The 11,428-nt window shown below is 69.5% G+C and carries 17 protein-coding genes and 2 pseudogenes; 5 read left to right on the top strand and 14 right to left on the bottom strand.

Going from position 1 to position 11,428, the window contains the following annotated elements:
* Positions 1-640 precede the first annotated feature (640 nt).
* Positions 641-924 (top strand): annotated as a pseudogene (locus ACFYX0_RS44905) (ISKra4 family transposase); the annotation flags it as partial.
* Between the two features lie 20 nt (positions 925-944).
* On the opposite strand, the gene ACFYX0_RS44900 reads toward ACFYX0_RS44905, so the two are convergent.
* The 12 genes and pseudogenes from ACFYX0_RS44900 to ACFYX0_RS44845 form a co-directional block, all read right to left on the bottom strand.
* Complete coding sequence (locus tag ACFYX0_RS44900; protein WP_388980866.1) at positions 945-1,484, bottom strand: GNAT family N-acetyltransferase; 540 nt, start codon at positions 1,482-1,484, stop codon at positions 945-947.
* A gap of 310 nt (positions 1,485-1,794) precedes the next feature.
* Complete coding sequence (locus ACFYX0_RS44895) at positions 1,795-2,112, bottom strand: hypothetical protein (RefSeq protein WP_388980861.1); 318 nt, start codon at positions 2,110-2,112, stop codon at positions 1,795-1,797.
* 94 nt (positions 2,113-2,206) lie between these two features.
* Positions 2,207-2,605, bottom strand: a complete 399-nt coding sequence (locus ACFYX0_RS44890; protein WP_388980863.1) for a hypothetical protein — start codon at positions 2,603-2,605, stop codon at positions 2,207-2,209.
* Positions 2,606-3,183: 578 nt separating this feature from the next.
* Positions 3,184-3,366: a hypothetical protein gene (locus ACFYX0_RS44885; RefSeq protein WP_388980858.1), complete on the bottom strand. Its 183-nt coding sequence runs from the start codon at positions 3,364-3,366 to the stop codon at positions 3,184-3,186.
* Between the two features lie 28 nt (positions 3,367-3,394).
* Positions 3,395-4,144, bottom strand: coding sequence for a hypothetical protein (locus ACFYX0_RS44880; RefSeq protein ID WP_388980855.1), 750 nt, complete (start codon positions 4,142-4,144; stop codon positions 3,395-3,397).
* The gene (locus ACFYX0_RS44875) at positions 4,144-5,019 is read right to left on the bottom strand and encodes a histone-like nucleoid-structuring protein Lsr2 (RefSeq protein WP_388980852.1); all 876 of its coding nucleotides are present in this window, start codon (positions 5,017-5,019) and stop codon (positions 4,144-4,146) included. Before ACFYX0_RS44875 ends, ACFYX0_RS44880 begins: the two co-directional genes overlap by 1 nt.
* Before the next feature lie 11 nt (positions 5,020-5,030).
* Positions 5,031-5,210: a hypothetical protein gene (locus ACFYX0_RS44870; RefSeq protein WP_355919998.1), complete on the bottom strand. Its 180-nt coding sequence runs from the start codon at positions 5,208-5,210 to the stop codon at positions 5,031-5,033.
* Positions 5,211-5,233: 23 nt separating this feature from the next.
* Positions 5,234-5,512 (bottom strand): hypothetical protein, encoded by a 279-nt coding sequence (locus ACFYX0_RS44865; protein ID WP_388980849.1) that lies wholly within the window; start codon positions 5,510-5,512, stop codon positions 5,234-5,236.
* Positions 5,509-5,954, bottom strand: a pseudogene (locus ACFYX0_RS44860) (hypothetical protein). Before ACFYX0_RS44860 ends, ACFYX0_RS44865 begins: the two are co-directional and overlap by 4 nt.
* Positions 5,951-6,628: a GGDEF domain-containing protein gene (locus ACFYX0_RS44855; RefSeq protein WP_388980846.1), complete on the bottom strand. Its 678-nt coding sequence runs from the start codon at positions 6,626-6,628 to the stop codon at positions 5,951-5,953. The pseudogene ACFYX0_RS44860 and the gene ACFYX0_RS44855 overlap by 4 nt, the downstream one beginning before the upstream one ends.
* 94 nt (positions 6,629-6,722) lie before the next feature.
* The gene (locus ACFYX0_RS44850; protein WP_388980844.1) at positions 6,723-7,025 is read right to left on the bottom strand and encodes a hypothetical protein; all 303 of its coding nucleotides are present in this window, start codon (positions 7,023-7,025) and stop codon (positions 6,723-6,725) included.
* Between the two features lie 370 nt (positions 7,026-7,395).
* The gene (locus tag ACFYX0_RS44845) at positions 7,396-7,536 is read right to left on the bottom strand and encodes a hypothetical protein (protein WP_388980843.1); all 141 of its coding nucleotides are present in this window, start codon (positions 7,534-7,536) and stop codon (positions 7,396-7,398) included.
* Positions 7,537-7,611: 75 nt separating this feature from the next.
* On the opposite strand from ACFYX0_RS44845, the gene ACFYX0_RS44840 reads away from it, so the two are divergent.
* Together ACFYX0_RS44840 and ACFYX0_RS44835 are read left to right on the top strand one after the other, a co-directional pair.
* Positions 7,612-7,779, top strand: coding sequence for a hypothetical protein (locus tag ACFYX0_RS44840; protein ID WP_388980840.1), 168 nt, complete (start codon positions 7,612-7,614; stop codon positions 7,777-7,779).
* A 9-nt stretch (positions 7,780-7,788) separates the two neighbouring features.
* Positions 7,789-9,300, top strand: a complete 1,512-nt coding sequence (locus ACFYX0_RS44835; RefSeq protein ID WP_388980837.1) for a hypothetical protein — start codon at positions 7,789-7,791, stop codon at positions 9,298-9,300.
* Here the strand turns inward: ACFYX0_RS44835 and ACFYX0_RS44830 are convergent.
* A complete protein-coding gene (locus tag ACFYX0_RS44830) occupies positions 9,275-9,901 on the bottom strand; it encodes a nucleotidyltransferase family protein (protein WP_355920017.1) in 627 nt (208 codons plus the stop codon). The genes ACFYX0_RS44835 and ACFYX0_RS44830 overlap by 26 nt on opposite strands.
* A gap of 121 nt (positions 9,902-10,022) precedes the next feature.
* On the opposite strand from ACFYX0_RS44830, the gene ACFYX0_RS44825 reads away from it, so the two are divergent.
* Positions 10,023-10,334, top strand: a complete 312-nt coding sequence (locus tag ACFYX0_RS44825) for a hypothetical protein (protein ID WP_388980834.1) — start codon at positions 10,023-10,025, stop codon at positions 10,332-10,334.
* A 93-nt stretch (positions 10,335-10,427) separates the two neighbouring features.
* On the opposite strand, the gene ACFYX0_RS44820 is transcribed toward ACFYX0_RS44825, so the two are convergent.
* Positions 10,428-10,652: a hypothetical protein gene (locus ACFYX0_RS44820; protein ID WP_355920023.1), complete on the bottom strand. Its 225-nt coding sequence runs from the start codon at positions 10,650-10,652 to the stop codon at positions 10,428-10,430.
* Between ACFYX0_RS44820 and ACFYX0_RS44815 the strand changes: the two genes are divergently transcribed.
* On the top strand, positions 10,636-11,211 hold the full coding sequence (locus tag ACFYX0_RS44815; protein WP_355920026.1) for an Imm21 family immunity protein: 576 nt from the start codon (positions 10,636-10,638) through the stop codon (positions 11,209-11,211). The two genes, ACFYX0_RS44820 and ACFYX0_RS44815, sit on opposite strands and share 17 nt — an antisense overlap.
* Positions 11,212-11,428: the final 217 nt, after the last annotated feature.

Raw genomic sequence — 11,428 nt, 5'->3', positions numbered from 1 at the left:
GTATGGATCGGCGGGTCACAACTAACTCCAGTTGCTACTGATGACGCGGGCAGCGATGCGGGACATGAGTAACCGCCGGTTCTGTCCCGGCAACGACTGAAATATGAACATTTGATAAACCCGCCGTATTTACCACTCCACGTAAGACCGTGGGTCCGTGGCGCCGGAGCGACGGAAGTGAAGCAGGCACTGGCCTCGACCAGGCTGCACGAGGTCTCGACCGAAGACATTGAGAAGACGTTGAGAAGACGTTGAGCAGGGCGGGCGGCGACCCTGTCTGCGCAGGCGCAACGGTGCCGTCGGCACGCTCGGACGGCGAAGAGGGACCGCATGCCCGGGGCGTGCGGCGTCGCCTCCCGCCGGCTGATTAGCGTCCGGCACTGGCACCGTGATCCGAGTGAGGGCATCTTGACGAGCCGTAGGCGGGCGTACCAGATCAGCTGCTACGTGGTTGGCGGGCGCATAAGGGGTCTGAGTACATCAGGGTCATACCGCGGGTCTGAGGCTGAGTCCCTTCACCGGAGGGACAGGTGCGGCCCTGGTGGGAGACGGGACACTCACGCTGGCTGGCCAGCGTGTTCGGGCTGGTCCGCGTCACCCGGGTCGCCCACCGTGGCCCGGGTGTGGGCAACGTCCACCCCGCTACCTGTCCGGTCACCTCAACCAACTCCACTACGACACGGCACTCGACAACGGCTGGCCGATCGCCACCGGCGCCGTCGAGGGAGCCTGCCGCCACCTCATCGCCGACTGCCTCGACACCACCGGCGCCCGCTGGGGTCTTCACGGAGCCGAAGCCGTCCTGCGACTGCGTGCCGTCGTCTCCAACAGTGACCTCGCCCCCTACTGGCGCTACTACACCACCCGCGAACACGAGCGCCTCTACCCCACCCCGACCAGCGGAACTACAGCCTCACAACTTGATCGCGAGCTTCACGAGCCCCTCAGGACTGGGCCGACTTGTGGCGGACATGCAGATGGCCCTCGGTTGGAAACGCGGGCAGTTGGGCAGGCAGAACCGCTTCGAGCCCGAAGTCGCATCTCTCGGCGACACGACATGAGGCATGGTTACCCACCGCGTGGAGCAGATCCAGCCGCACCGCCGGCACTGGAGACTCCTTGCTGAAGACCCACCGCACGACCGCCTCCAGGGCCCGGGAGGCCAGCCCCCGCCCTCGAACCTCGGCCGCTGTCCAGTAGCCCACTTCCGCAGAGCCCTCATCCTTGAGCTTCACCGTCACATGGCCGACGGCCGCACCGAAGCCCTCACCGCCGTCGTTCAGAACGGCGAAACTGAACCGGGTGCCGGCGGCCCAGCCCTGACGCTGGCTGTCGATCCAGCGACCAGCATCAACGTCGCTGCTGATCACATTCGTCAGCCAACGACGCAGGGCAGGATCCCGATGCGCGGACACAAGAGCGTCGACGTCGGCGACCTGCCAGGGGCGCAGCCTCAGGGCAGGCAGGAACGCAGTCGCCCCCACGGACAGTTGGACGCTCACACGGTTCTCCGATCAGCTCTGCTGCTGATCAACAACCTAGCGGCCGAGCCTCACATCGAGGAGGGGTCCCCGTTCCCTTCGGAAGAGCCGCACCGCGGCGCCGGTGACGCGATCAGCGGGTCGACGAGCTGCTCACCATCCGGCCGTTGGCCCGCCCTCCCGCTGCGTCCGGCCAGGGGGTGGTGGGAGCCGACAAGGGCGGCCGACCGCTCGCGGCACACGAGGAGCAGGCCGTTACTGACTTCGGCTGGTCGAGGTGACGTTGGACCACCGGGAGTCAGACTGGTGCCGACTATGAAGCCGTCGAAGGCGGGCATCGCGAGCCGCTCGGCCCCGGGAGGCCAGGGCCCGCGCGCCGCCGTCCCGCCACAGCTCGTGCCGCGTAGTCAGCGAGGTTGACGAGCAGTCCGGGGGCGCCGGGGGTATTCAGGACGACGTCTTGGACGCGGGAGTGGAGGCCGTCCAGGTCGAGGATGTCGCGGGCGGCTGCCAGGTCGCGAAGCCGGTCACGGATGTCCTCGATCCGGTCAGCGGCGGGCGGGACGGGCTGGCCGTCCGGGCCGGTGGGCAAGTGCAGGTAGCCGAACGAGATCAGGTGGATCGGGCGCACGAGGGGTGCCTCCTGGGTTGCGGGTGAAAAGGGGCGGGAACAGCGGAGCGCCGCACCCGGCTGGGAAGGCGGGGTGCGGCGCTCTGGGGTAGTGCTACTGCGGTGTGGTGTCGGTGCCCCCTCGGTCGGTCTTCGTTGCCGGTACGGGGTGGGTGTAGCGGATGGGTTTACCGAGGCTTTGGGCGTAGTCGATCTCGCTGCGGGTGCTGTCGCCGATGTAACCGCCGGGGTTGACGACGAGGACTTCGTCGGCGAGGTCGATCTTCCGGCGGTGTAGTTGGCCCAGCGTCAGCTTGAGACGGTCGGCGTGGGCGGGGTCGGCCCACAGTGGGTGGGGCTGCTTGAGGTTGCAGCCGGGCGCGAGGACGATGTGGCCGGCTGCGGTCTCGTACAGGTTGGCTTCGGCGAGCTGCTCCCAGAACCTGGTCGATCCACACAGCACGACAACTGGCGGGCGAGAGGCGGAGTTGTGGGCGGTCTGGTGCACGGGGATCCCTTCGCATGTAAGTGACGGGGCGCCGGGGAGAGTGTGCAGCAGTGTGTTCTCGCGCTGCAGCCGCGCGGTCTCCTGGTCGCGTACGTGTCCGTCGATGCCGCTGACGGTGAGGCGGCAGACGGTCTTCCAGAACTCGCGGGCACTCATTGGGGTCTCGTCTCGGGGGTGTTCCTTTTGGGCTGCGGGGCGGCCGGAGTCGTGTCGACGGCCACCCTGCAGGCATGGGGCTGCGCCCGGAGCGGGCCGGGCACAGCGGTGTTGGTCAGCGAGTCGTGAGGGCGGTGCGGTGCTCTTGGCGGTGCTCGGTGGCGCGGGCTCGGCAAGGACCTTGACGTGGTGGGGGTCGCCGACGTCGCCGTGCTCGGAGCAGACGACGGCGTACGCGGTCCTGCCGGTGCATCCGGATTGCGGGTCGCGGGGCTTTTCGGACGGCTTCACCACATGTGAGCACGGACTGTTGTCGGCGTGACGGGGTTCCGCGTGGACGGTGATGCGGGCCATGCAGGGATCTCCTTCGCAGGCGGGGAGCGCCGTGCCCGGCCGGAAAGGGCGGGGCACGGCGCTCCAGGACAGTGCTACTGGGTGGTGGTTTCGGTGACCACCAGGCACTGGTTGCTGCCGAGGCCCATTACGACCCGGGCATCCTGCCTGCCTTGGGCGCGCTGAGCGGCGGCGTACTCTTCCGCCGACCAAAAGCCGCGGGGGCCTCCGGCGGGGAACCGCTCCAGGACGGTGCGCTGGGGCTGGGCGGGCTTCAAGGTCGCCTCCCTTCGGATGTGGCCGGTGTTACGGGTCGGTGTCCTCCGTGGCGGGGACGTCGCCGAACATGTCGTCCATCGCCTGTGTGACAGCGGGCCGGTGTTCGGGTCGGGTCGCGTTGAGGACCGTGTTGGTAAGGTCGATCAGGTCGATGTCCTCGAACAGCTCGGTCAGGTCCGCGATGGTCTCCGGGTCCAGGACGACTCCGTCGGGGCGTTCGCTGTCCAGGTAGCAGTTCATGGCGTCGACGTAGTCGGCGAGCCGGTGGGCCAGCGCTGGGGTGATGTCGAAGCTGTGGCAGTGCTCCAGACCGGTGCCCAGGGCCCCGGTCGGGCTGATGTGGATGCGGATGCGCTGCCCGGGGCCAGGGGCGGCCTGCCCAAGGCCGGTGAGTGCTTCAGCGAGAGCCGCGATCGCACTGTTGCGGTCCGCGTCCGCGTCTGTCGTGGTCGCGGTGTCTGCGTCATCCCCGTCCGCGTCCAGCAACGGCGCTTCCCAGAGCACTTCGAGGGTGTCGGCGTGCAGCCGGACGACCCCGTTGGCGGTGTCCGGGAGCGTGAGGTGGCCGATGACGCGGAGCAGGTCGCCGGGCTGCCGCTCGGTGAGCAGGGCGTGCGCGATCTCCGGTTCCATGGTGGTGCAGGGAATGACCGCTTCTTCCACCAAGTGGTCGGTGCCCGCGGAGCAGGTCAGTCGCCAGGAGGCGGTGCCTTCGCGGTCGCCGGGTTCGGGTTCGGCGGCCAGGTATCCGTCCAGCGCGAGCGGTATGGCGTCCATCAGCTCACCTCCGCCAGGCTGGCGCGGTGAGCGGCGTCGTAGGCGTCCATGACGGCCTTGGCCGGGTTGCCGCGATCGGCGACCTGGTGGCCGTTGGCGCGCGCCCACATCCGGATCGCGCCCAGCTCTTCCTTGCCGCGCTTGCCGGTGGGAGCCGCCGCCGGGGCGGGAGTCAGGGGCGTGGCGTCCTGGACCGCCATGGCGGCGCGGCCGCCGGCCTTCGCAGCGCGCAGCTGCTCCTGCGCGGCTTCCAGTTCGGCCTTGGCCTTGGCGACGCGCTCCTGTGCCTGGCGCTGGGCGGCGTCGGTGGCGTGGCGCTCGGTCAGCTCGGTGAGATCGGAGCGTACGCGGGCAGCCCGGTTGCGGATGCTGGCGGCGGGGTGGCTCTCCGCCCAGGAGAGCAGAGCCTCGATCCCGTCGGTGTCCGCCGTGCCGTCGGACGCCGGGACAGCCGCCTGCGGGGCACTGGTGCCGTCGTCCGTGTCCGGGGCGGGAACGGTGGTGGGGGAGGACAGGTCGGCGTGTTTCTCGGCGTGCTTCACGACTTCGGCGAGTTCGCTCTCCGACAGTCCGAGCGTGCTGCGGACGTGCTCGGGGTCATCGCCGTTGTTGAGCATGAAGGCGGCAGTGGCGGTGATGGCGTTGACGGTCATGGAATCTCCGGTGGGAGTGTCAGGGCTGGCAAGGTGCGCAAGCAGCCGCACCAGGTCGTCTTCGGCGCAGGGCAGTCCGAGGACGCCCAGCAGGTCGGCGAGGTCGTCCTTGTCGCGGGCGTGGTGGGCGACCACCACAGAGGCGGCGCTGTTCTGGTCGCTGCCGAGCGGGGTGAGTGCGAGGGCCTCGGCTTCGAGGGCCTCTTTCATGTCGGTGAACATGGCCGGACCTCCTACGCGGCGGCGGTGCGGGGCTTGCGCAACGCGAGGTCCAGCAGCTCGCGGTTGCGCTTCTGCTGCTCGGGTGTGAGCGGCCGGGGCTTCGGTGCGCCGTGGCGGTGCCACAGCGGATGAGCGGGCGGCTCGGGATAGGCGAGGGCGTGCTCGACGTCGCGCTGTGTAGTGCTGCTCATGAGGGGCCTCCGGTCGGAGGGGTTCAGGCGTGGTCGTCGTCGCGCCGGCGTTTGGGCTGGATGTCGGAGGCGAACCGGCCAAGGCGGGCCTCGGTGGGGTTCGCGGCGATCCAGTCCTCAGCGCACGCCTTGTGCACGGGCTCCCCGTGGTGAGAGCGCATGGGCGTGGGCTTGTCGCACAGCACGCAGGGGCGCATCTGCCAGCGGTCGAAGTGCTGGGCGTCGCGCCAGTCCAGCAGGCCGCCGGGGGCCGGGATCAGGCCCGGCTCGAACAGCGGCTCCTTGCGGTTTCTGCGGCTCACGGCCGCAGGTCGGGCAGCTGCTGACGCACCTGCGCGACCAGGTCCTCGGTGGGCTTCCAGGGACCGAGCTGTCCGCGTGCGGGGATTGGCAGGGCGAGCTCCTGGACATCCGTGAGCTCCAGGTGCCACCGGCCGGGCTCCGCCCACGGCCCGCAGGGCGGGGAGCCGTCCGGGTCCTGGTGGCAGCCGCTCAGCCGGGCGACGCCGATCACGGCGCCGGTCGGCAGGTCGCGGCCGCGGATCCGCGGGCGACGAGCGGCAGGCGCAGGGCGGGCCGGTCGATCTGCAGGCCCGAGTGCAGCAGGAGCCAGCCGCGCCAGGGCCAGTGCTGCGGGCGGTTCTCGACCCTCTTGGCCCCGGCGGCGATGCACGCGGCCCAGGGTTGCTTGACGCTGATGGCGCGGATCCAGTCGCCCGCCGACGGAAAGGTTCCGGTGCTCATGCCGCTCGCCCCCACACCGCCGTGCCGGGACGTCCGGCCCGGCGGCCGTTGATGGACGGGATCGTGGTGTGCGCGGCGATGGCGATGGCCGCGCGGCCGGAGTGCTTGCCGTCGTACAGCGCGGCGTCGGCGGCCCTCTGCAACAGGCTCAGGTCGCGGGAGCCGATCGCGCGCGGGGTCGCGGCGCCGACCGAGGCGGCGACGTCGACGGTGCGGCCGTCGTCCAGGACGACCGGGGTGTGCAGCATGCGGACCAGCTGCGCGAGGCGCTGCTCCAGGCGTGCGGCGGGCAGCTGAAGGACGACGGCGAACTCATCGCCTCCGAGGCGGCCGACGGATGCGCGCGAGCCCGCCCAGGCGGTGAGCCGGGTCGCGGTCGCCGTGAGGACGGAATCGCCGGCCGCGTGGCCCATCGTGTCGTTCACGGCTTTGAAGTGGTCCTGGTCGATGAGGACCACGGCCACGCCGTCGCCGTGGCGGGCCAGGATCCGGCGGGCGCGGGCGGTGTAGGCGTCGCGGCGCAGGAGCCCGGTCAGCGGGTCGCGGCGGGTGGCGGCGAGCTGCTTGTGCAGCGTGACCGCGTGCACGGCCCAGCCGGTCAACGGCACGGCGGCGGCGGTCAGTAAGAGTGCGCGCTGCCCGATTCGGGCCTGCACACGCAGAACGGAGGCCATACTGGTGATCTCCCTCTTCTCGTCTCGTACGGGTTGGGATGGGCCCGGGGCAGCCGACGAAGCCGGCAAGCAGAGCGGCTGTCCCGGGGCGGAGCTACAGCGCGAAGTCGCTGCGGCTGGTCCAGCTGACGGGGTTGTGCCAGAGGCCGGCCGTCGCGGCGGGCCACTCCAGCTCCCATTCGGGTCGAAGCCCGCGCGCTCCCCAGCTGTCCGGCTGCTTGCCGGGGATCTCGAGTCCGGCTGTGTGCGCGGCGAGCGCGGACTCGTACACCTCGTGCGCGCGGCGCAGGGCCGCGGCGGGGGAGTCGGCGACGCCGGTGAAGACGTGCAGGCCGCGCCGGGCCGGGTCGGTGGTGTCGTGTATGGGGACGTCGACCTCGTAAATCCGCAGGTGCATGACGTCCAGCTCCTCTCGTGTGCTCGGTGGTGAGGGACCACCGCGACCGCCCCGGCCTCCGTCGTGCTGGAGGGCCGGGGCGGCACGGAGCGTCCGTCACACCGGTGAGGGCGGGTCAGAACTCAAGGTGGATCGTGATGGGCCGCCGGGGATCACCGGCTCTGCTGTGGACGGTGCGGCGGTGCGCGGCGAGGCCAGCTGCCCCGCCCTGGATCGGCAGGGGCCAGCCCGGGCAGCCGCGCCACCACTCATCCCCGGCCGGGAGTTCGCGGGCGTCGACGTCATCGGCGGTGAGGTCGTCCTCGATCTGCTGGACGGCGAGGCTGTCGATGCCGACCGTGGCGCGTACGAATTCCCGGGCGGGTGCGGCTCACTGGCGGGCGCCGGGGCGGGTGGTGAGCCAGGTGGTGACGGCCGCGGCCGCGATGCCAATGGCGCGGTGCAAGGCCGGGTCTGTTAACTGCACCAACTGGGCCTCTCGTTCGGTTCGGGGGCCTTGGGTTCTGATCATGTGAGCGTGCATGAGACTCCTTCGCTTCATCGAAATCTGATTGACGGGCGGGTACGGCTGCCGCGGGTCGGGGCTGTGGTCGCTGGTACGACGCCGTCGCTGCCGTGGTTGGTGGTGGATGCGGCCGGCCGTGAGATCGAGCCGGTCAGCGTCTATCTGCGGGACCGGATGCTCGGCGACGCCAGTACGGCGACCTGCCGGAGCTACGGCTACGACCTGTTGCGCTGGCACCGGGTGCTCTAGGCCCTGGACGTGGGATGGGAACAGGTCACCGAGGCGGAGACCGCCGCCCTGGTGGGCTGGCTGCGGCACGCCCGCAACCCCCAACGCGAACGTCGGCGCCCTGACAGCCACCCTGCCGGATCCGTGAACCCGAAGACGGGCAAGCCCACCCTGCGGGCCGGGTACGCGCCGTCGACGATCGCCCACAACCTGACCGTGATCCATGGCTTCTACGCCTTCCACGCTCCGGTCTGCGGCCCCTGCACCAAGCCGGACGCCGAGCTCTGGCACCCCTGCCCCACCTGCGGGCAGGCCGAGCGGCTTCGTTCACCGGGGCCATGTCGTCGTTGCACTCTCAAGCAGCGGCTCCACGAGCTTCTCGCCGACGACTCGGGCTCCATACCCCCGAAGCTGCAGGCCCTCAACGACGCCCTGGCCAAGACGGAACGGGCCGGCACGGCGATGCGCTGGCTGGCCGGTGGCATCGTCTCCACCGTCCTGTCCGATCTCGGCTCCGGCCGTCGGCCCCTGACACACGAGGCCCTGGACGAACTCCCGGCGGGCAAGGTCGTCGAGCACATCCGCAGCGTGCTCGTGGCCACCCGCGCGCTGCCCCAGCGGGACGAGCAGATGGTCCGCCTGGAACGGCACGTGAACGATCTCGTCACCTCCCACGCCACTGCCGAGGGACGGAAAATCCTGCACCGGTACGCGACCTGGCATCTCCTGCGACGGCTCCGCCGACGCAGCAACGGCAACGACATCACCCACACCCAGCTCACCGTCGTCCGCCAGCATCTGCGCGCAGCCGTCCATCTCCTCAACTGGATCGAGGCCCAGGGACTGACACTCGCGACCTGCCGTCAAGCCGACCTCGAACGCTGGATGACCAGCGACGATGTCCGTCACCGCCGGGAGGCGGGCCACTTCGTGCGCTGGGCCCTCGCCCAGAAGATCGCCCGCGATCTCAGCTTCCCGGCCGTCCGATGGAACGGCCCGTCCCAGGCAATGGACGACGAGGCCCGCTGGGCCACCGCCCGCCGTCTGCTGCACGACGACACCCTCAAGTCCGACTACCGCCTCGCCGGCCAGCTGTTGCTCCTCTATGCCCAGTGGCCCGCGGCGATCTCCCGGCTCACCGTCGACCACATTGAGGAGACCGACGGAGCAGTCCGCCTCCACCTCGGCGCCGTCCCTGTCGAGCTGCCCGCACCCGTCGCTGAACTCGCCCTCCACCAGGTCGCGGTCCGCCGCAGTCATGCCGTTCTCGCCCGGACAGACTCCTCCTGGCTCTTCCCCGGCGGCCAGCCCGGCCGCCCGATCAGCGTCTGGGCCATGGGCGAACGACTCCGCAAACTCGGCATCCGGCTCGCCGAGACCCGCTCAACTGCCCTGTTTCAACTCGCCACCGAACTGCCCGCCGCGGTCCTCGCCCGCACCCTCGGCATCGACATCACCGTCGCCGTCAAATGGCAACGAGCCGCCGCCGGAGACTGGGGCGTCTACGCAGCCGAGATCAGCCGGAGGAACAGCTCGTCGTGACGCTCGCGGCGGGCCAGTCCAACACGGTCAGCTCGGGCCATTGCTCTCGCCATCGTGCTGCCTTGGTCTCATAGACCGAGCGAGGGGCGAGCACCGGGTTCGGCCGGACGATGAGGTTGAACACGTCCGAAAGGCCATGCGGCGCATACACGCGCCACCGGCCATCGGTCTCCGCACGTACTCCCAGGCAGCACGTCGTCGCGGCGAAACTGTCGATCGCCGCCTCAGTGGACTCATACGGCGGACACGCGACTTCGAACTTGTCCTCATACCAGAGGTGAACTCGTGCCTCGTTGCGGATCTCAACATCCGCCGGCAGGTCGGCGAATACCTCCCGCCCGGCCTTGATCACCGCGTCCTCGGCTTCCCAGGACAGATCACTTCCGTCGAAGTAGAAGACGTCGTAGTCCTTGATGCCACTGGTCGGCGGCCTGTCCGTGACCACGTTCCACACGGTCTGGAACAGGCATCCTGCCGTCACATACCACCCGGGAAGGTCCAGCGTCGCAGTCCGCGCCAGCACCTCCGTCAATACGTCGTTACGGGACAACACCGCACGCAGGGACTCAAGTTGCTGGTCAAGAGGAAGTCGGCTGATCACCAGCTCTGCCTACCACAGGTCGCCCATGGTCAAGTCAGATCTCCCTCGGAGACCCCATGGTCCAGAGGTATTCAGCCAGTTCCAATACCCGATTCCACCATTAGCGGTCTTCGACGAGGACGTGATCAGCAACTACCACCAGTTCCTCGCCCGGCGCCGGGCCGAACGGCCGAAGGAGGAGTACCGGAACCCCACCCCGGAAGAGTGGACCGACTTCCAGGAGCACTTCGACAAGCGCCGCATCGAACTGGGTTCCTGCGGACGGCCCTACGGCTCCCCCTGCCAGCACGAGCACGCCTGCATCCGCTGCCCGATGCTCAGCGTCAACCCCAAGATGCTGCCCCGCCTCGACGAGATCGAGGAGGACCTCCTGGCCCGCCGCAGGCGGGCCGTCACCGAGGGCTGGCAGGGGAGATCGAAGGGATCGACTTGACGCTCAACTTCCTCCGCAGCAAGCGCGAGCAGACCAGCCGCTTCCAGCGGGTCGGGACCGTTGACCTGGGGCTTCCTCATCCTCGGCCCCCGCTCACACCAAAGTGATCAGCAGCGCGGACACCGGCAGAGCGGTCTGATGCAGGGCCTGATCGGTCAGATACATGCCGTTCATCCCGGCCGCCCGCAGCTCCGCGAAGTCCGGCGAGCCGGTGTGCTGCAACAGTATCGGCAGGTTCGGATATTGGCTGGTGCGGAATAGCTCCTCAGTCGGTGTCAGTGGGCGCGGGCAGACTGATCGCATGACGTCGTCTCGCAACAGCTCTCGATACCTCCACGCCGACCTCGCTTGGGTGCAGTCGATGGGCGGCCCGTTGATCGTTATCCCGGCCTCTGCTGTGGACCAGTGGGGCGGCTGCACGGAGGACGGGATGATCGTCGGAGGGACCGAGGTGCCCGACGACTACGACCGCGCATGTGACGTGGAGGGCTGGGCCGGGATCGTCGATGTTGGTGCCGCAGCCTCGGGGCTGGTGCTGGCTGACGAGCCAGCCACGACGTGCTACCTCTCTGAGCAGATGGTCTTCGTGCGGTGGCTCGCCGCCGATTCGGATGCTGAGCTCCTTGAGGCCGCGCGGGACGTCCTGAACGATCCGGCTACCGACTGGGAGGACTGTGGGATGTGGGAGACCGATGGGCCGGCGGTCCTCCTGGACTCCGCCGTAGCTGGAGCGGATCTCGCTGTGGAGTACCCAGACCAGGGAGGTCTGCCCGAGCAGGCCCAGATTCCAGTGCCCGCAGGACGCTGGAGCGTTCGCGCGAGTCACAAGACGGGCGACTTCCCGTGGGTGGGGGTCGTCCAGCTCCTTCCTGCATGACCCTCGGCTTACCCCGAGCCGAGGGTCGCCAAGGTCGCGACGTCTCCGAGGGGCATCATCGGGCTCTCCCAGCGGCAGTCAGGACACCGTGGTCCAGAATCAGGGGATGGATGTCCCTAAGTGGTCTGAGTCGTAAGTCCTTCGGGGGTTGACGGCGGACGCGGTGGTATGGCTGGCGTGTCTGGTCAGATGTCGGGGGTGGCGAGGTGGAGTCGGC

Source organism: Streptomyces sp. NPDC002573 (genome assembly GCF_042889625.1).
GTDB lineage: Bacteria > Actinomycetota > Actinomycetes > Streptomycetales > Streptomycetaceae > Streptomyces > Streptomyces gibsoniae.
This window is presented reverse-complemented; position numbering and strand designations above follow the sequence as displayed.

What these genes read in the sequence shown, in the direction of transcription:
- ACFYX0_RS44880 (WP_388980855.1), bottom strand. Translation starts at nt 4,144, where the DNA reads ATGGACGCCATACCGCTCGCGCTGGACGGATACCTGGCCGCCGAACCC.
- ACFYX0_RS44875 (WP_388980852.1), bottom strand. Translation starts at nt 5,019, where the DNA reads ATGTTCACCGACATGAAAGAGGCCCTCGAAGCCGAGGCCCTCGCACTC.
- ACFYX0_RS44870 (WP_355919998.1), bottom strand. Translation starts at nt 5,210, where the DNA reads ATGAGCAGCACTACACAGCGCGACGTCGAGCACGCCCTCGCCTATCCC.
- ACFYX0_RS44855 (WP_388980846.1), bottom strand. Translation starts at nt 6,628, where the DNA reads ATGGCCTCCGTTCTGCGTGTGCAGGCCCGAATCGGGCAGCGCGCACTC.
- ACFYX0_RS44850 (WP_388980844.1), bottom strand. Translation starts at nt 7,025, where the DNA reads ATGCACCTGCGGATTTACGAGGTCGACGTCCCCATACACGACACCACC.
- ACFYX0_RS44845 (WP_388980843.1), bottom strand. Translation starts at nt 7,536, where the DNA reads ATGATCAGAACCCAAGGCCCCCGAACCGAACGAGAGGCCCAGTTGGTG.
- ACFYX0_RS44815 (WP_355920026.1), top strand. Translation starts at nt 10,636, where the DNA reads ATGACGTCGTCTCGCAACAGCTCTCGATACCTCCACGCCGACCTCGCT.